At 53.1% G+C, this 19,671-nt stretch carries 11 protein-coding genes and 1 pseudogene; 3 read left to right on the plus strand and 9 right to left on the minus strand.

Annotated features, from left to right (window positions below; genetic code table 11):
• Positions 1-31 precede the first annotated feature (31 nt).
• On the minus strand, positions 32-424 hold the full coding sequence (locus GC090_RS15930; protein ID WP_006118076.1) for a YgiW/YdeI family stress tolerance OB fold protein: 393 nt from the start codon (positions 422-424) through the stop codon (positions 32-34).
• A 161-nt stretch (positions 425-585) separates the two neighbouring features.
• On the opposite strand from GC090_RS15930, the gene GC090_RS15935 reads away from it, so the two are divergent.
• Both GC090_RS15935 and GC090_RS15940 read left to right on the plus strand, forming a co-directional pair.
• Positions 586-1,548 (plus strand): chemotaxis protein, encoded by a 963-nt coding sequence (locus tag GC090_RS15935; RefSeq protein ID WP_006118075.1) that lies wholly within the window; start codon positions 586-588, stop codon positions 1,546-1,548.
• 58 nt (positions 1,549-1,606) lie between these two features.
• Positions 1,607-1,741 (plus strand): hypothetical protein, encoded by a 135-nt coding sequence (locus GC090_RS15940; protein ID WP_255421330.1) that lies wholly within the window; start codon positions 1,607-1,609, stop codon positions 1,739-1,741.
• 114 nt (positions 1,742-1,855) lie between these two features.
• Here the strand turns inward: GC090_RS15940 and GC090_RS15945 are convergent, their stop codons facing one another.
• From GC090_RS15945 to GC090_RS15955, 3 genes are all read right to left on the minus strand, one after another.
• A complete protein-coding gene (locus GC090_RS15945; protein ID WP_110268586.1) occupies positions 1,856-2,029 on the minus strand; it encodes a cold shock small protein YmcF in 174 nt (57 codons plus the stop codon).
• Positions 2,030-2,032: 3 nt separating this feature from the next.
• The gene (cspA, locus tag GC090_RS15950) at positions 2,033-2,245 is read right to left on the minus strand and encodes a transcription antiterminator/RNA stability regulator CspE (protein ID WP_006118073.1); all 213 of its coding nucleotides are present in this window, start codon (positions 2,243-2,245) and stop codon (positions 2,033-2,035) included.
• Positions 2,246-2,510: 265 nt separating this feature from the next.
• Positions 2,511-3,293 carry an NAD(P)H-dependent oxidoreductase gene (locus GC090_RS15955; protein ID WP_324020361.1) on the minus strand — a complete coding sequence of 261 codons (783 nt, stop codon included), beginning with the start codon at positions 3,291-3,293 and terminating at the stop codon, positions 2,511-2,513.
• Between the two features lie 100 nt (positions 3,294-3,393).
• Between GC090_RS15955 and GC090_RS15960 the strand changes: the two genes are divergently transcribed.
• The gene (locus tag GC090_RS15960) at positions 3,394-4,308 is read left to right on the plus strand and encodes a LysR family transcriptional regulator (protein ID WP_324020363.1); all 915 of its coding nucleotides are present in this window, start codon (positions 3,394-3,396) and stop codon (positions 4,306-4,308) included.
• A 381-nt stretch (positions 4,309-4,689) separates the two neighbouring features.
• Here GC090_RS15960 and GC090_RS15965 read toward each other — a convergent pair whose 3' ends face one another.
• The 5 genes and pseudogenes from GC090_RS15965 to GC090_RS15985 form a co-directional block, all read right to left on the minus strand.
• Positions 4,690-5,022: a DUF6572 domain-containing protein gene (locus GC090_RS15965; RefSeq protein ID WP_172913475.1), complete on the minus strand. Its 333-nt coding sequence runs from the start codon at positions 5,020-5,022 to the stop codon at positions 4,690-4,692.
• A 687-nt stretch (positions 5,023-5,709) separates the two neighbouring features.
• Positions 5,710-5,997 (minus strand): annotated as a pseudogene (locus GC090_RS23275) (VENN motif pre-toxin domain-containing protein); the annotation flags it as partial.
• A gap of 486 nt (positions 5,998-6,483) precedes the next feature.
• Positions 6,484-6,780, minus strand: coding sequence for a DUF7957 family protein (locus GC090_RS15975; protein WP_324020367.1), 297 nt, complete (start codon positions 6,778-6,780; stop codon positions 6,484-6,486).
• A gap of 10 nt (positions 6,781-6,790) precedes the next feature.
• Complete coding sequence (locus GC090_RS15980) at positions 6,791-17,959, minus strand: hemagglutinin repeat-containing protein (protein ID WP_324020369.1); 11,169 nt, start codon at positions 17,957-17,959, stop codon at positions 6,791-6,793.
• A gap of 15 nt (positions 17,960-17,974) precedes the next feature.
• Positions 17,975-19,639, minus strand: a complete 1,665-nt coding sequence (locus GC090_RS15985) for a ShlB/FhaC/HecB family hemolysin secretion/activation protein (RefSeq protein ID WP_324020371.1) — start codon at positions 19,637-19,639, stop codon at positions 17,975-17,977.
• Positions 19,640-19,671 lie beyond the last annotated feature (32 nt).

Consider the following 19,671-nt stretch of genomic DNA (forward strand, 5'->3'; position numbering starts at 1 on the left):
GAAAGGGCGAGAATCATTCTCGCCCTGCCGATTATGGCTCATCGATCCGCATAACGTGCAGCGTGGTTTTGTCACCTTTCCCGTGCACTTTACCACTGACGCGAACTTTGTCGTCAGCGGAATAGGTTTTGCCATCGAACGTTTTCTTCGGCGCAATAATGGTTAAAGTGCCGGTGCTGTCACGAAACTGATAATTATTGTCCGCGACTTTTTTTACGATATAACCTTCCAGCGTGACGTAACCGCCCTGCCGAAAGTCACGAATCTGATCGATGTGCGTCTGTCCTGTGTCTTCTGACCCTTTGTAGCCTGCATCCTGTTTATGCTGTGGCGGCGGCGTATCACCTGCCTTGAAGCCACCTTCTTCCGCGTAAGCCCCTGTGGTCGCTACCGCCAGTAAGGTCGCCAGTACTAATTTTTTCATCGCTTACTCCTTTATAGGGAAAAGTATCCATGCTGCGTTCTCACTGTTAAGCCTGGCACAATAATCTCTTAACGTGCGTTTTCCCCTCTCACCTTTTTCCGAAGGCTGCCGATAACTTCATCACACCCTTTTTCACCTGCTGCGCTGACGCTGAGGCAACGATGGATAATTTTCAGAAAGAGATCGATGAGAGAGCGAATCTCGCCTTATCGAATAAGTTTGAGCTGCTGCTGTTTCGCCTTGGCTCTGACCAGTTAAAAGGTAAATCAGAGCTGTTTGGGATAAACGTATTTAAACTGCGTGAAATTGTTCCGATGCCGCCGATTACGAAAGCTGCGGGCATGCGTTCGCCGTTGCTGGGCATGGCGAGCATTCGTGGACAGTTTATTCCTGTTATTGACCTGCCTGCGGTAGCCGGTTGCGTGCCTGAAACGGGCCTGAACCTGCTGCTGGTGACCGAATACGCGCGTAATACGCAGGCGTTTGCCGTCGAATCCGTTGAAAACATCGTGCGTCTTAACTGGAGCCAGGTTCATACCGCTGAAGCCGGTATCGGTGGACGTAACATCACCAGTATCGCGTGCCTGGATGACGACGAACAAAAAAGCAATCTGGCCATGGTGCTGGATGTCGAACAGATTCTCTATGACATCATCCCGTCCGTTCGTGGCGTGGAGCCTGAAGCGCCGAAAGAGCGTCAGTATAAAATGAAGCCCGGTTCCGTCGCGATTGTGGCTGAAGACTCCAAAGTTGCCCGCCAGTTGCTGGAGCAGGGTCTGAAGAGCATGGGCATTCCTGCCGTCATGTGTAACACCGGCCTGGAAGCGTGGGAAAAAATCAAAGCGATCCACCAGCAGGCTCAGTCGCAGGGTGAATCCATTCACGACAAGATCGCGCTGGTGTTAACCGACCTGGAAATGCCGGAAATGGACGGCTTTACGCTCACGCGCAATATCAAGCGCGACACCACGTTGCGTCATATTCCCGTCGTGATCCACTCCTCACTTTCGGGCAGTGCTAACGAAGATCACGTTCGCAAAGTCGGGGCTGATGGCTATGTTGCCAAGTTCGAATTAAACGAACTGTCGGATGTCATTTTCAAAGCGCTGGAAGCCGCAAGCTAAAACGTAGCGGGCAGCACAACCCTGCCCTGCTGTCACCTAACGTTCAATACATGAGACTATGAAAATGCAGAGTGAAGCGCTTCCTGTCGTACGTAAGCCCCTGTTCCGCGGGCGTTTACGTCAGCTGAGCTGGATTGCAATGGTGATAGCCTGTCTGGCGTTCTGGGCCGGCGTTCTTGTGCTGATGGTATAAGCGCAGCCTGGAAACCGGCTTCTACATTTCGCGAAAAGGGAATGAAAAAAGGCTGCCACTGGCAGCCTTTTTGATTACGGTAAATGCACAACGCTATAACGCTCTTTAGCCTTTTCAGAGCGCCTGTGGCTGACTCTGAGTTGCAATCCTTGTCGCGTTAATCTGAACAACGACCGTTTTGCAAAAAATGCATTTTGCTCCATGCGGGTTGGCTCTTGTCACATCGAAATGTGATGTACGGTACTGCGAGCCATTACAGTGAGGACACTTGAAACGCGTAATTTTCAGTCCTTAGAGACCAACAACGTTTGCAGCAGCTGGGCCTTTAGCACCATTTTCTACTGTAAATTCAACTTGTTGACCTTCATCTAAAGTACGGAAATCAGTACCCTGGATTGCAGAGAAGTGTACGAATACATCTTTGCTGCCGTCCTGAGGAGAGATGAAACCGAAGCCTTTCTCAGCGTTGAACCATTTAACGGTACCGCGGATTTTGTTAGACATGTTTAATTCCTTAAATAATTGAGCCTTCCGGCGTAATGGCCTGAGAACAGATTTCAATCAGAACGTAAGAGAAGACTCAAAAAGAAGGAATGTCTCGCGACAGGCTTAGAGATGAGAACTGCTGTAGATACTTACTTTGATAGCGTCTGTTAATCAAACCGACGATTCATTAGGTCACATCCTCGCGTTGCATGCAAGGGTTATTTTGAAATCGATGCAAACAGGGCAGATAAGCCAGACGCGGTGCCTCTGCCCTGTTCTGCCCTCAGCCTTGGCGAATGTGGATTCTGTGGCCCTGCTCACTGGCTGCCAGATCGTCACGCAAGGTTAACTCGGGGATCGCGTAATCCCCGCCGTTTTGCCGATAATAGCCAACAGGTGCAGTAATAAACAGGTTATCGAGCCGCTTACTCAGTTCCTGACAGAGCGCATCAAAACGTACACTATCGATCCGGCCGGTACGGTAAACCGTGAACGGCGGCAGCACGTCAAAGCCGGGGTAAAACAGAATGCCATGCTGAATGGGAAACAAGATGTCATCAATATGCCCATTGATGCCGCGCGGACTGTAATGCGACGCCCATCCGCCCATCGTGACCACCAGCATGGCGCGCTTCCCTGCCAGCGTACCTTCACCGTAGCGATCGCCCCAGTGCGTATCTGAATGTTCGCCTACGCCGTAGGCAAACCCGCAGGCATAAACACGATCGATCCAGCCTTTCAAGATGGCGGGCATCGAAAACCACCATAACGGGAACTGCAAAATCACCGCATCGGCCCACAGTAGTTTTTCCTGTTCCTGCTGGATGTCTTCGCTTTGAAAACCACCTTCAAAAGCCTGAGTGGATTCCAGTGAGGGAGTAAACCGTTCGGCATGTTGGCGATGTTGTGTGTCGGCAGGCGATACGCGTGCCTCCCAGTTCATGGCATAGAGATCGGAAACGCACACCTGATGGCCCAGCCGTTCCAGATGACTGACGGAAAAACGCGCCAGCGCACCGTTAAGCGAGCGGGGTTCAGGGTGAGCAACAACGATTAACACATTCATAAACTATCCCGTGTTGATAAAAGAGACAGGTAGCCTGCGCCTGATTGTGCTATCAGTAAAAGTAAAGGAACAGATAGTCGCTATAGACAGGACTGATACCATGAAGCCCGATCTGAATTTGTTGATCACGTTAAACGTCCTGCTACAGGAAAACAGCGTCAGCCGTGCCGCTGAACGGTTAAACCTTTCCCAGCCTTCCGTCAGTGCCCGGCTGGAACGCCTGCGTACTTTATTTAACGATCCGCTACTGATTCCGGTTTCTCATGGTATGCGCCCTACGGCACGAGCAGAAGGATTACGCCCTTCGCTTGAAGAACTGGTTGCCAGAATCGATGAAGTCGTAGCCGAGCCGGGACCCTTTGTGCCCGCAGAAGCAGACATCACCTGGCGCATTGCCGCCACGGATTATGGTGCGCAGACCGCGCTGATGCCGTTGATGAATACCTTACGTCAGGAAGCACCGGGCACCCGGCTTGCCATTCTGGATATGAAACCGGCGTTGATTGCACAGCAGTTAGAAAAAGGCACGGTCGATCTGGTGCTTCATCTGCGTGACGGCGTGCCTGACGGGCTGCATGTCCGCCCACTGTTTCAGGAGCGCTATGTGGTAGCAGGCCGTCAGGGTCATCCCGCCCTGCATTCTGCTATCACCGCCGAAGCGCTCTGCGCGCTGGAGCATGTGGTGGTGTCGCCAGACGGCGGCGGCTTTCGTGGGGTGACGGATACGGTGCTGGAAGCCAGAGGATTGAGCCGGAAAGTGGTACTCTCTGTACCCCACTTTCTGTTGATGGGCAGCGTGCTGAGCACGACTGACCTGGTCGCCTTGATGCCGGAGAGAGTGGGGGCGATGATGCCGGGATTGATGACCGTGCCGCCCCCGATGGCGATCCCGGGCTTTGAGCTGGTGATGCTATGGCATGCGCGATCGCACCGGGATTTGGGGCACAGGTGGTTGAGGGAACGGGTGGTGGGGAGGTTTCAGGATGGGCGTTGGAATGGTGAGGTTATGCAATAATGCTGAACCTATATAGTGTTGAACTTTAAAAAAAAGCCGCTTTGCCATTCTTTCGTAAAGGCGCATATAAAAGACGTAACAGATTGCTCTGTCGCTAAAAATTTCAACTTAAATATATAAAATCTTCTGTACAATTATGTTCATAACAAAATCAACGTTCAAAAAATATAATTATGTATATTTTCATCCAAAACATCTGAAAGCTATCAATTCGCCAAGCAGACAAACATTCTAAAAAGCAAGCAAGTCTCTTTAATCTCTTAATCATTTCCATCAAAAAACTCAACTTAAGCATCAAAAAAAATTATAAGATGGCTTAATGCCCCATAGCTTCAAATAAAAACGATAGCATGCAATTTTATAAAAATCTTTTTTTAAAAATCAACCAACATGGTGACTAATCAAATCAATATTGTACTCTTTTAATGCCACTTGAAATTTAGAAACAAAATCATCAACTTCTTTCGGCGGTAAAAATTTAAAAAAAACCTGAATGCAGAATTTACTTTTCCCACATAAAGCGGGAGATAACTCTCTCATTTGATCACTAAGAATGAAGTTTAAGTAAGCATTTACTTTATCTTGAAGCAAAAGCAAATGCCCATTAATATCATCCTCCCATGATAAATGATCTGTAATACCCAAAAGTACAAGCTCATCATCTTCATCCGATGCATTGATAAAATCGACCTTATTTACTTCTTCAATTGACATAGTTACTCTCTTTTACTTTCCGGCCTAATAATAATCACTTGGGTTGGCGGAATTTTAGTGCCCCCCTCAAAACCAGGTTTTCCCGCACCGACTATAGTACCACCATTTTTTCAAGCTCAGGATAACCTATCTTTTGATTCTGTGTTAATGGTGCTGTTGATGAAGACTTACATTCGATGCAAGAAACCCCACCATTATCATCCCTTGTCATTATATCAACTCTGACGTTTGTACCATTGTCTGTTTTGATTGTAATCTCGCGAGCTGATTCTGGCAGGCCTCTTGAGTATTTATTGTATATTTCATCTTCGAATGCTTTGCCCTGCTCATAATTATTCCTTATTTGATTAGATGCGTTGGGTGATTCAACTGATGTTTTCGTCTTTCCGTCAAAGACATAGTATCCACCGCTATTGCTATAAATAGTATTACCATTTGAATCTAACTTACCAGTACTTGTGTAGACTCCTCCTTTGGGTCCGACAACTTCACCAGACGAAGTAGGATTGTAGCCGGCAGGTAAGCTATCAGGTTTTATCGGAACAACTAATCCTGAAGCATAAGTGAGAGGACGCCCCTGTTCATCTCGTTTCGGCTCAAGCCCCGGTTTAAGAGTGAACAAATGAATTGGCCTATCACCCATTTCTTGTTCATGTTCGTCATGCTTATCACCAAGTGAGTAGCCATCCGCTGAACCAAGAGCGTTATTCTCTAATGCATTTTTCCCCGCCTGAACGCCCGCTATCGCCCCTGACGCACTGCCACCTGCCAAACAACCTGCAAGCCCCGCTGCCAGCGTTCCGAGTGGGCTGATGGTTTGCTTCTGCTCTTCACTCAAATCCGTCCGCGCGATACCCGGATACATCTCCTGAGCGATAAATTCGCCCAGCGCTGCACCACTGGCACCGGATAGCGCACTGTTTTGCCTTGAGCCTGCACAATGGCTGCGCCTACAACAGCATGTGCCATAAGATATGTGCGGTATTCACTACTTCCTTGCAGTGAGGGCCTGTTGTGGGGATATTTTTGTGGATTAGTTCGGCGAGCTAAGGGGCGGATGCTGTCGTTGGCATGGCCGTTTCACGACTCAGCGTGGCTGGTATCCTGCTTCTGGTCAGCCTGATCGCGCACCACTATCCTTTAAAATTGCATATAAAAAAATCTTTCATATCTCCATTAAGAAAAAGCCCCCTGAGAAATCCTTTTATTTTCATTACTTCGATAAAAAATGGTGTTAGCCTGAACCAATAAGTGCTGTGATAGGCTCAACAGCGATATATTTTTATGCGATTTTTTCCAACCACATATCTAATTTTTCCTTTACTCTAAACCATGATTTACAATAAAACACATCTTGATTCATCGATAAACTTTCTCCCACATGAATGACAAGATGGACAGCATCGGTTAAGGACACCTTGCTGAAAATAAAGATTTACATCCCAAAAAAGGATCTTATCATCATTTCAGTAATTGTTTAGGAGTAGCAAACCCACATTCTTTATCTATGGAATAACACCCTCCATCCCATCTATAAGCTTCAATCTCATTACATATTAATCTAATATTTGTAAAGGGATTACCCTCATCATCATAGTTGCTAAAAACCCTCCAAATCATCTCACCATCTCCATTTAGATAATAAATATTCCGTGCGCACTCAACTTTCCCATATAGATCCTGCATGCCTAATCGATTAATAACTACAATTTTTTTTCCATCATCAAGCAGAACTTCGCTCAAAACATTATCATTCATTATCACACTCTCACTTTATCGGTCTAGGAACACCAAAGCTAGTATCTGGAATTTGATCTAAAAGTTGATATTGCACACCTCCGCTTTCGGAAGCTCCAAATTCAGGTTGAGCGGCGACCTTACCAACTTGCATTCTAGTACCAGCTGGTACAGTAACCTCCGCAACTTGTGTTGGTACGTTTGGTAATGCCAGATGTTGTTGAATTTGCTCAGGTGTCATTCCTGCAATTTCATCCGCCCGAACCAGAAATGCACCTATAGGGTTATTTGATGTAGAAACACGCACAAAAGTCAAATCTGATGTCGTCGTGAATGTTCTGACCTGTGTCGCTGAATCATAAGGAGCATTCCAGCCTCTATTGATGAAAGGAGCATTTGCTTCGTCTGCACTTATGGCCTTAACATTAGATATCATACTATTTTTAGATGGATATAATGTTGCTGCCGCACCCGCTATCCCTCCGGCAATATACATGGCTCCAAGCTGGTAGCCCACCGCAGCCCGGGCCGCCTCTTCACTCATACCAGTGCGTATGTACGCCGCCACCATGCCGTTAAATAGCGCCTGCGTCTGCTTCGCCTCCGCACTGGTGCCATTCAGCAACTGCTGTATCTGCTGATAGCCTTCCTGCGCTTCCTTCTGATTCTGGTAACCCAGATTCTGATAGGTGCCCTGCTTCTCCAGCGCATCCTGCCGGGCGGCGCTACAGGCCTCTGCGCTGCCACTCATACAGGCATCAACCAACGCCTTACTGGTTTCCGCATCCTTGCGGTTAAGCATGTCTTTCTCTTTCTGCTCCTGCGGCGTCAGGCTCTGCTTGTGGTTCAACTCCGTCTGGCGGCTCTTCTCCGTGCTGCTCAGATAATTATTCTCAACCGTAACCTTCCCGGCCTGAGCAGCGGTAACCATATCTGCAGCCCCGCTCCCCGCCAGACCGCCAGACAGACCCGCTGCCAGTGTTGCCAGCGCCGATACGGTTTCTTTCTCCCTGTCGTTCATTTCGTACGGCTGCTTGCCGTAGATTTCGCTCGCCAGCATGCCGGTCAGCTCGCCTGTCACCGCCCCTGCGGCCCCTGCTGCGATATTTTTGTCCTGAGCGGCCGCAAGCGCCGCATTGACAACCGCATGCGCCATTAACCGGCCGGCCGGGTCTAAATCTGAATGTCCGATGAGGTTGGCAATATAGGGGGCTGCGCCACCGGCGGCAGCGGCGCGGATGTCACCCGAAGCCAGTCCCTGTACGGCAGCCGTTGCGGCTGTGACAATGCGCTGTACGCTGCCACCCACAGCGAAAGGCGAGGCACTGAGCGCACTATCGTAATAGCTCTGCCAGGCCTGCTTGCTGATTTGCTCACTGGTCGGCGTCTTGCCCGGATTCGCTTTTTCCCAGTCCGTTTTAGCCTGCTGCAGTTTTTCCGGACTGGCCTGCTTCATGTCATTATTTGCAGCGCGCGCCGCTTCAATTGCGCCCTGCGTTTCGACAATATCGCCCACCTGACTGCCAATCTCGCCAATCATCTGCGCGGTCTGCAGTCGCTGCTGTTCTTTCTCTTTGTTAAAGATCGGGCTGATGCTGTCGTTAGCGTGTGCCGTGTCGCGACTCAGCGTGGCGGTATCCTGCTTCTGGTCAGCCTGATTACGCACCACTATCGTCCCGTCAGCCACCGCTGACCGGGTAGTTCCTTCAGCATGCCCTTTTCCGCCAGCGCCTGCCAGCATGGTGTTAGCCATATTCCCGGCGAACTGGCCCGCCAGGCTGGCACCCGTATTCATGCCGATGCCCTGGTGTTCCGTTTTGTAGTCGGCCGCGTTATGCAGATCGGTAAAACCCAGCGTTCCCGTATCCAGACGGTTTTTATCCGCCCCGGCCTGACTGGCGATGACCGCACCATTGAGCTGCGTGTGGTTACCCACCGTGACATCAAAGCCGCCCTGACCCGCGAACAGGCCACTCTGCTCCTTCACGCTGTCAAAGGTACTGTGCATCTTGTCCTGGCTGGCGTTGATGTAGCCGGAGCCACCTATGGTGCCAATAACGGTAAAGCTGCCACCTGCACCAAAACTGGACTGCTTCGAGTCGTATTTATCGCTGTCCTGCAGACTGGTAAGAGTCAGATCGCGGCCCACATCCGCTTTCACACTGTTCCCGTTGACCTGAGCGCCACTGAGCGTCGTATCCCGACCGCTACTGATAGAGACCCTGCCGCCACTGTCCAGTGTGGTTTCACTCCAGACCGTACCGTTGCCTTTCTCACTGCCCTTAGCGCCATTGACGCTGGCGAACACGCTCAAGCCCGCGCTTCCCGAACCCACGCCAAAGCTGACGCCAATGCCCCCACCGCTGCTGCTGTTTTTACCTGTGGTCTGCCGGGTGTTTGCTGCGCCGGCGAGCGTAATATCATTTGCGGCATGCAGACTGGTGTCACCGGCGGCTTTTAACTGGCTGCCAGCAATAAGCAGGTTACCGCTGTCAGGTCCCTGCCCCTTCCCGGTCGCGTTGATACTGAGATCCCGGCCAGCATTAATGGTTGAACCATTAACCGTATCGGACTGCTGATGCTGCTCGGATTTTGATTGCTGGGTAGACAGTGAAATACTGATGCCAATGCCGTTGTTCGGGTCCCCCTTAAGCTGGGCAAGCTGACTGGCCTGCCCGGCCTGTACACCCGATAAAACGGCTTTCGTCGCCTGAAGCGCAGCCATGCGCCCGTCGCTCTGCTGTTTGGCTGACTGGGCTGCCGCCACGGCACTGTTCACGGCTTCGGCCACTGCACCAGACAGTGCCAGCGTTAAACCACTGGTCCGTTGCTCCGTTCTCTCGTCATGCGTGCGCAGGTCATGTCCCGGCGTAATGGCTACGCTGTCGCCCTGAAGGGCCATGCTGCCGCCCGCAACCAGATCGGCGCCATTAACCTGCAGTTGCCTGCCGGCAGTGACTGAAACATTGCCTTTCGTGCTGCCGACCGTACTGATGCTCTGGCTTTGCGTCGTTCCCTTATCGCGCATCTCCTGGAGAGATTTACTGCTGCCGATGCTGAACCCAATGCCGCCCGTTCCCATCAGGCCGCTCTTTTTCGTTTCTGAAAAACGCCAGGTGGAGTCAGTATTGGTCGCTGCGGCGATGCTGACGTTGTTACCGGCATCCAGTGCCACGTTGCCGTCACCGACGACCTGGGAACCTTTTACCAGCAGATCATTGCCTGCTTTAACCGAGACATTGTTGCCGCTCAGCAGGGTGCCTTTTTCATTCGTTGCACTGTCTTCCTGAATGGTGTGCGTGGTCTTTTTACTCAGGAAGCCCTTTTTAGTTTTGGTTTCTTCTTTGTAGTAATAGTCGCTTTCGGTCGCGGTATTCAGGTTAACGTCGCGCCCGGCCTGCAGCGCGATATCCCGCTGTGCCGTCACGTCTGTCGCCTGAGTGTTGATATCGCGTCCGGCAGCCATGGTCGTACTGCCACCACTGGCGATTTCCGTGCCCTGCTGGCGCACGGTTTCACTGATAACGGTTTTTTTGTCGCCCCTTTCGCTGTAACCGGAACCGGTAGCGTCGGCATTCAGGTTGATATCCCGGCCCGCTTTCAGCGCGGCGTTGCCGGTGGCAGCGATGGCGGCGGCCTGACTGTTGATGTCCTGACCCGCAGCCAGGCTGAGACTGCCGCCGCTGCTGACAGCCGTGCGATCCAGTCCGGTGGAATGGGATTCCTGGTTGCCATTTCTGCTGTTCTGGCTGTTGGTAGCACTGCTGAGGTTCAGATCATTGCCCGCTTGTAGCGAAGCATCATTTGCAGCGTTAAGATTACTGGCCATCACATTTAAATCATGGCCTGACTGGATCGCCAGATTATGGCCTGCCGAAATTTGGCTGGCTGTGTTGGTAATTTTTTGCGTACTGCTGTTTTGAAAATCGAAGCCATTAATCTGATAGCCCGATGTTTCCTGGTTATTTGCTATGGCAATATCGTGCCAGGCATTCATAAGCAGATCGCCGCCAGCATTAACGTTGGCCCCCTTAACATTAATGTCGTTGCCGGCTTTAAGGCTCATGCTGTCTAGCGATTTAATGCTCGCCGTAGGACCGACGAAGGTCTGGCTTGCTGAAACGGTGTTACTTTTATCGCCAGTACCCTTTAATTCCCACAACTTTGTCGCCGTCGTATTGTTGATATCGCCATTAATACTCTCAAGGGCGACCCTTTTACCGCTGATGCTTGAACTGACGTTGTTAATATTATTTATCGCTGTCAGCTGTAAGTTTTCGCCAGCATAAATCATACCGGCACTAAGATTATTTACGCTGTTCTGACTACTCACAGCCAGGTTATTTTTCGCGGTAACAGTACTGCCGCTGTTGGTAATATCACCGCCGGAAAGTGTCACGTTATTCCCTGCAATCACACTGCCGTCATGCATTTCCACATCTTTGGATGATAAATAGACTTTGGGCACCATTACCGTCTCGCCATTTATCGTCGCGGCTTCCCACCAGACAATACTTTTATCAAGTGAGGCTACCTGCTGAGCGGACAGTGAAACACCAAACTGTAATCCCAGCGCGCGTTGCGCAGAAGCAGCGTTATCCATGAGATAGCGCATCTGATCCAGTTCGGAACCAATGCCGTTCAGGTAACGGCTGCCGGTCTGGTTTAGCACCACGTTACTGACGTAGCGCGTATCAAAGGCCGCATCGCCAAGGAAACGGTAGTCGTAATTTGGCTTGAGGTTGAGACGATCAAGCAGATAAGACGACCCCAGGAACGTGGTTTTATCAGTATAAAGCTGACGCGTTTCCTGCGGTGCCTGGCCGGGCTGCCGGCCAAGCAGGGCGTTAAGATCGCCAAACAGGCTGTTATCCAGTTGTCCCAGACCGTTAAGTTTTGGATTGAGAGTGATTAAATAGGGACTTTTACTGTTACCAAAAACAAAATAGCCATTATCGCCAGACGGAATCGGATAGGCACTGGTATCCACTGTGGCTGGCTTATAACTGCGTAGATTAGCTGAGCTGACTGAAGGATCAGAAATCAGTCTACCTGACTGACTTAAATCGGCGCGGCTGAAGCTGCCTGATGCATGAGTAACAAGCGAAGCCTTATCAGGTGTGCTGTTATCCAGTGAACTATCACTGTTGACCTGCTGCAGGACACCCTGAAGCTGATCGCGCCACTGCGGTGAGTTAACGGTTACCTTGTCGGTTCCTGCGATTTGCTGACGCTGTTGCCCGCCCGCCTGGCTCAGTGAGGCCAGTCCTCTTATGCCTGGCGCTGAAATCGTATTCCCAGACCAACCTGCGTTGGAGGTTGTATTGGTGTTACTGATGTTGCTGCTAAAATTCACACTGACATTACCACCAGCTTGAATGACAGCACGATAATCAATACCCTTATTAGTTTCGATGTATTCTGGCTGACCGGTTATATAAAAATATAACGGTGGCATTTCTTGAAAACCTTCTTGGGACATATTATTGCATGTAGGATTACTTGACACAGAGCAATTATATGTCTGCCAAATCTGATAGCTTCCACTATTAGCTGAGCTATTATTGAGGCTTTGTCCAGAAAGGGTCATATTAACTTCAGCCAGAAGATTACTAGCGATATTTTCTAGATTATTTCCATAGACATTAAGGTTATGGCCTGAAGCGAGCCTAGCCGCTCCTCCACTGGCTGTTATGTTTGTTGTTCTATCTCCTATAAGAACCTTTTGCTGCCACTGGTCTTTATTAAGTGCCCACCAGTAATAGTTATCTATAAGTTGACTATCGCCATGTGTATAAGAATCCACCCATGTAACATAATCTTTTGAACTAAAATCAGACATGTTTCGCTGAATGTGATCGCTGCTTCCATTTTCATATTGATGCGATGTATCTGTAACCCGGTAACCATCCCGCGTATTCAGCAAATGCCCGGTATTGATATTGATATCCCCGCCCTGCGTCTCAATCGTCCCCGACGTGTTGATCACTTCCCCGTTGGCATTGCCCGCGCCATCGCGCTGCATCCACAGGCTGTTGCCCGCCAGAATATCGCCGCGCTGGTTACGGATGCTGTTGGCAAATAAATAGAGATTCTGTCCGGCGTAGAGCAGCGCCGTGTTGACCAGCCTGCCCGGCGTGCTGATGGTCAGGTTACCGAGCGTGCCGGTAAAACCGTCCAGCGTGACGTCGCTGCGGCTGTTCAGGGTGACGTTGCCACCGCCCTGCAGGCTGCCGGCACCGTTCATGGCGATGCGGTTGCCCGTCAGACTGCTGTCGGCGCTGCCGGTGGTAATCTGGCCATTATTGGTCAGATCGCCGCCCGCATTGAGGGTCACGCCCTGCCCCTGCATCGTGCTCTGGTTTTCCAGCGAGCCGTTGCTGTTAAGAGTCAGCCGGTTACCCGCCGCCAGCGTATTATGACTGACGAAGCTGTTCGCCAGATTCAGCACTGCATCGCCCAGCGCAACGACCTGGCCGAACTGGTCAAAACCGTTACTTACCAGCGTCAAACCACCACCGCTGAACAGCCGTCCCGATCCGGCCAGATTTACCTGCGCGGCATTCACGCTCAGCTGTCCTGTGCCGAGTAGCGTGCCGCTGTTATTCAGGGTCTGATAATTCACGGCAAGGTTGCCGGCCTGCGCTGTGCCCTGGTTCTGGAAATTGGTGCCGTTAAGGGTACCCTGTTGATCGGCAAGCAGCGTGCCGTTGTTGGTCAGGCCGGACGCATTCAGCGTGAGCTGCCCCGTCTGCAGCCAGCCGTTGTTCACCAGCTGCGGCGTGGTGAAGGTCAGCACGCCGCCCGTCAGCAGTCTGCCGTTGTTGGTGGCAGAATTTGTGGCGCTGACTGTGCCGCCGGCCCCCTGAATCAGACCGTCGTTATACAAATCCGGCGTGGTCAGGCTCAGTGCATTCTGCGAAAGCACCGTTCCACTGGTGGCGTTGGTCAGATGGCCGCTGGTGCTGAGTTGCAGGCTGTTATCACCCTGCAGGCGGCCAGTGTTGTCTACCGTTCCGGTATTGATTACCAGGTCGCTGCCCTGAATACGGCCCGCATTGCTGAGCGAGGCAGCCTGCAGGCTGAGCTTCCCGGCGCTGAGCAACGTTTTATCCTGCTGCTGCGTCAGTGCGCCGTTGAGCTGAACCGTCAGGCCGTCTGTACCGGCAATATTACCGTTGTTGCTGAGCGTGTCGCCTTTCAGCATGAGGTTTTTGGCAACCCACTGTCCCTGATTCGCCAGCGTCAGCGCCTGTAGGGCAGCTGTACCGTTGGCTGATATTTTGCTGCCTGCGGCGGCATCCAGCCTGTCGGTTAATGTCAGCTGCAGGCCATCAGCGCTCTGTATCGCCCCGCCGTTTGCCAGTTTTGCTGCACTCAGCAGGATCTGTTGCCCCTGCCAGGTGCCGTTGTTGGTGACGTTACCGGCCGTAATGTTCAGCGTCCCCTGTGTCAGGAGCTGTCCCCCCGCGTTGTTGACGAGTTCACGCGCCGGCGCGGACTGCGCCAGCAGCATGCTGAACCGCTGCGGGGCCGGTCCGAGCGTCAGGGATTTCAGGCCGATAAGGTTGCCCTGGTTGGTCACGCTGGCCGGTGTGACCGACAGCGTGTCGCCCTGAATAGCGCCACTGTTGTTCAGCGTACCGCCGCTGAGCATCATGGTTTTTTCGGCGAGGACAGCGCCGGTATTCACCAGATTTTGCGCACTGAGTTGCGCACCGCCCTGACTGAGGAGTGAGCCCCCGTTATAGAGGTCGTTATCAATCGCGGCGGTGAGATCGCCGGTGCTCAACAGCGATCCCTGGTTTTGCCAGCTCCCGGCAGTGATCTGGCTATTCCCGCCCTGCAGGGTGCCGGCGGTATTTAACGTCGCGGCGCCCAGTAGCAGATCGCCACCGCTTAACGCTCTGCCTGTTGAAGACTGGGTGAGATCGCCGGTGCTGACCGCATCAAGTGACGTGCTGCCCTGCCAGAGGCCGCTGTTGCTGAGCGATGCGGCGCGCAGCGTCAGGCCGCCCGCCATGATTTTGCCGCTGTTAACCAGGCTGTCGGTATTCAGGCTGGCGTTGCCGCCCGCAATCAGGTTGCCGCTGTTATCCAGCAGCCCTGTGGTTTGCCCGTCCAGTATGCCGGTGCCGTTGAGGGTGCCGGTGTTTTTTAAGCTGCCGAAACGGTATCTGAGCTGGCTGCCCTGCCAGGTGCCGGCGTTACGGGCATCCGTACCCTGTAACGTCAGCGCGCCACCGGTAATCAGTTGACCACTGGCCTGGTTATCCAGCTGACGGAACCCTGCCGTCAGCGCGTTGTCGCCCTGCAGCAGCCCCTGATTTTGTAAGGTATCGCCCGTGATTTGCAGTTGCTGCCCGGCAACGATCCCGGCGTTAGTCAGTGACTGCGCCTGTACCTGCGCCAGCTGGCGTGCCAGCAGCTTGCCGTTTCCGCCATTATTCAGCGTGCCGGTCAGCGTGGCGTTCAGCGCGTCCGCATTCACCTGACCGTTGTTGGTAAAATCACCCCCGTTAACGCTGAAGGTGCCCGCTACCTGTACTGCCCCATCGTTGATGAGCTTAACGGGCGCCAGGCTCAGGCCGCTGCCGCTGACAAGCCGGCCGTTTGCCAGATTTGCAATCTGTGCGCTGGTCATCGCCAGTGCACTGTTGCCCTGTAACAGGCCGGCATTGCTGAGCAGGGGGGCCTGAAGAGATAACTGATCGGCAGCAAGCGTGCCGCCATTGATCACCTTGCCAGCCTGCAGGTTCATTGCCTGCTGGCCTGTCAGGGTGCCGCCATTATTAAGCTCGCCAGCCACAGAAGCAGTGACGTTTTTCATGGCACGCGCACTGCCGCTGTTTTGCCAGCTTTGTGCTGTGACAGCCAGATTATCGCCCTGCAGCTGTCCCTGGTTGTTCAGAGAGGAGGCCGTAATGTCAGCGTTGCCCGCCGTCTGCAACTGGCCCGTCGCCTGATTGCTCAGGCTGCCGCCCTTCAGAGTCAGCGCCGTGTCGCCCTGAATCAGGCCGCTGTTGGTTAAATCCCCCTGAAACGCCAGCACTTTTGCCAGTAGCCAGCCACTGTTGTCGGTTGTGTTACCCTGCAGCGCGACGCTTTGCTGACCCAGTATCTTTCCGCTGTTGGTCAGGGTTTTCGCCTTCAACGTGGCATCACCGGCACTGAGCGCACTGCCGCTGTTTACCCAGTTGTCCGCCGTCAGGGCCAGTTTTTCTCCCTGAATTAATCCCGCGTTATTCAGGTCACCGCCGTTAAGCGTCAGTTGCCCTGAGGTCAGTAGTTCGCTACCCGGACGGTTATTTAGGGTGCCAGCATTCAAAGTCAGGCTGTCAGTGCCCTGAATTCTGCCCGCGTTATTCAGGCTGTCGGCGGTAAGTTCAGACTGATTAGCAGCAATCTGCCCGCCGTTAGCAAACTGGTTGTTTGTCAGTTGCAGCGTGCCTGTCGCCAGCAGCTTACCGCCCGCGAGATTTGACAGTTGACCGTTGTCAGAATGAAGCGTGCTGGCGTTGATTTCGCCATCGTTGACAAGACTGTTGCCGCTCAGGTTCAGTGCACCCTCCGCGCTCAGCAGCCCGCTGTTGCTGAAGTCAGGCAGGTTAAGCGTCAAATCGCCCGCCGTCGCAATACTGCCTTTTTTTAAGTTAGTCAGATGCTGGCTTAATAACGTCAGATTCTGCGTGCCCTGCAACAGACCGCTGTTGGTGATGGCGTCGCTGTTGAGGACCAACTGTGGTGCCGTCAGCGAGCCGCTGTTATTCAGCGTGATCGTCTCCAGCGCAAGTGCATCAGCACCCTGCACCGTACCGCTGTTAGTTAACACTTCACTTTTCAGCCGGATCCTGTTGCCCTGCAAGGCACCCTGATTCGTAACCTTGTTGCCGATCGCGGACAGTTGCCCCTTTGCTGACAACGATCCTGTGTTCGCGGCTGTGAACGCATTCAGGGAAAGGTTGTTACCTGCGGTCAGTTGTCCGGCATTATCAAACTGACCGGCCGGGTCCAGGCCTGAGCCGCCGGTGAAGTCTGGTTGCGCGTTTAACGAGATATTGTTTGTTGCATTGAGCGCACTGCCGCTGTCCAGCGACAAGCTGGTTGCGGCAAGGTTGATGCTGTCACCGGCCATTATCTTGCCGCCGCTGACCTGCAGGCGACTGCCGCCCTGCAATGAAACGGCACGATCGCTTCCCAGGCTCCCGTTATTCAGACTGATACCGTTTTGTGCGGTTATCGCCGCCGGGCCAGCGGATTTATGTTCCCCGCTCAGCTCAACGCTTTGCGCGCTGACGGTCAGTGCCCCGCTGCTGAGGCTGTCATGCACCGCCAGTTTGCCGTTCGCGTCCAGGGTGATATCGCCCTGTCTGGCCAGTAAATTACCCAGGTTGACGCCAACGCCTTTCTCGCTGGACACCAGATGAATACGGTTGGCGTACATACCGCCCAGCGCGCTGGTATCCACCGCCACGCCCGGCGCAGGCCCTTCTCCGCGGATGGGCGTAACGGACCCGTCCTGCCCGACGCGATTGGCACCCAGCGTCACGGTGAGATCTTTAGCGTGAATGCCGGCATTGATTTCCGTTGCGCGTGCCACAATCGACACCGCATCGGCCTTGCTGCCGTCCAGCCCCTGGCCCTCAATGGTAATGGTGCCTTTACTGACTTCCAGCGCAGCCAGATTACCACTGGCATCGAACTGCGGTTTACCGGTGGTCAGCGTGACGTTCGGCGTGTTGATAAATCCACAGCCGTTACAGGTAATGCCATAGGGGTTTGCGACCATGACGTTCGCCGCCCTGCCGGCAACTTCCGTGTACCCCTGTAGCTGGGTGCGGTTCGCGCCCACCACTTCGTTGATGATGGCCCGCGCTTCCTGACCGGCGCGGAGGTTGGGGTTGTTCTGAATCAGCCCGCCAAGCTGGGTCTGCGTCAGCTGACCCGTGGCATTGTTCAGGATCAGTCCCTGCTGCCCCACGTTATATTGATCGTACTGGTTATGAGAAATGCCCGCCTGATTCGGCGTGGCAATATTGACCACGGGCACGCCATTGCCCGCCGCATCCATTTTCGTGCCCGGAGTTACCGGTGTGATTTCCGCGGCCATCACCGGCAGCATCGGTTGTACCGCCACCAGATAGCAGATGAGATAGCTGAGTGCGCGGCGGGCAAGGGAAACGGGCTGACGATCATCCATAATCAGTTCCTCTTTTTAGAAAACCAGCCCGACGCGGGCGTAGATGCTGACGTGATCCGGCTGGAGATAGCCGGGATAGCTGAGCGGAATGCCCACGGTGTACTGGGTGTAGAAATACTGGTTACGGGTCCCCAGGCCGACGGCGCTGCCCCATATCGTGCCCGTAAACTGAGGGTTCAGCGGATCGCTTCTCAGCCAGCCCCCGTCGACCGCCGCCAGTGCGGTGACGTCACCCAGTCCCGGTAAGGTAAACAGGCTGTAATCAAGCTCATTACGTAAATAACCGCCGACATCACCCGACAGATACTGCTCTTTGAAACCGCGCACGGAACTTTCGCCGCCGATCGTCAGGCGTTCACTGCCGTAGAGCGTGTCCGGTGACCACTGCCCGTAAAGGCTGCTGAGCCACCACAGTTTTTGGGTGAGCGGTTTCTGGTAGCTGGCACTGATGCTCCATTTGCGAAATTCCGCTTTCGGCAGGCTGCCGTTTTTGCCCGCATCGCTCTCGGCATCAAACCACGGCATACCGCGGCTGAAGGTGGGATTCAGCGTGGCGACGCCACCGGCAATTTTCTGCGTATGATTCAGGCCAAACTGTAGGCTGGTTAATTTACGGCTGCTGCTCACTAACGGCGCGTCATTGAGCCAGTTATGGCTGGAATAATGATTCAGGCCTGCCTGTACGCCGGTTTTAATATCGCCGTTGCGAAACAGCACCCACGATCCATTGAGACGGTGCGCGATATTGTCGCCGTTGCTGAACCAGGTAAAACCGTTGTTGATAAAGTGGCTGTGGTAGTTGCTCCAGCTGTAGCTGTAATCCAGCAGGCCATAACCATAAGGCACGCTGACGCCGGCCTGCAGATTCTGGGCGTCACGCCAGCGGCTGAAGGCACTGCTGCGTCCGCCGCTCACAAACCAGCGATCCGCCAGCCCCAGCAGGTTGTTTCCCGTCAGTGAAGCCGTAAGCTGCCCGACGCCGGTCGTTCTCTGCCCGCTGTTATCAAAACCCAGCGTCATGCTGAGCGGAAATTCAGGCTTTGCCGTTAAGTTAACAATGGAATAACCCGGTCTGGGCGAGGGCTGAATTTCAATCTGCACAGGCACCGTTCTGACACGGTTAATCTGTTCCATGCCCTGTTCTATATCGCGCAGGTTAAGTATTTTTCCCTCCATTCCCGGAAAAACCATACGCAATATACGTGGATGTTTACCGTCCAGAATAATGGTGTCCAGTTTGCCTTCGAGCACAGGAATAATAAGCTGGCCGGAGGTAAGATCCTGTTCTGTTAAAAAGGCGCGGCTGGTAATATAGCCCCTTTGCATATACCAGTCGGAAATGGCATGCACCAGCGCATTAATTTGCGTTAAGTTCAGGCAGTGACCGAGATAACCCGACGTGAGCGACTGTTGCTGATGCGCGGAAAGTAAGGTGGCGTTGCGAATCACAATCTGATGGACAGGAAAGCAGCGGCCGGTCGCACCGGTGCGCGGCGCAGGCGCAGGCTGAGGGGACAGCGCCTGCCAGAGTGCATCACGCTGCTGCTGGTCCTGTTGCAGGCGTTGCTGTTGCTGATTCTGGAGATAATCGCGATCGCCCGGCGTTAAGGGATCAGCCCACGCCGTTGCGGAGATCAGTAAAGCGCTTAACGCCAGCCACGTCCCTGCTTTTATTCTCATTGGATTGCCTAATGAAAAGAAATGTAAGTTTT

Origin of the sequence: Pantoea sp. JZ29, assembly GCF_035190385.1 — a bacterium.
Classification (GTDB): domain Bacteria; phylum Pseudomonadota; class Gammaproteobacteria; order Enterobacterales; family Enterobacteriaceae; genus Pantoea; species Pantoea stewartii.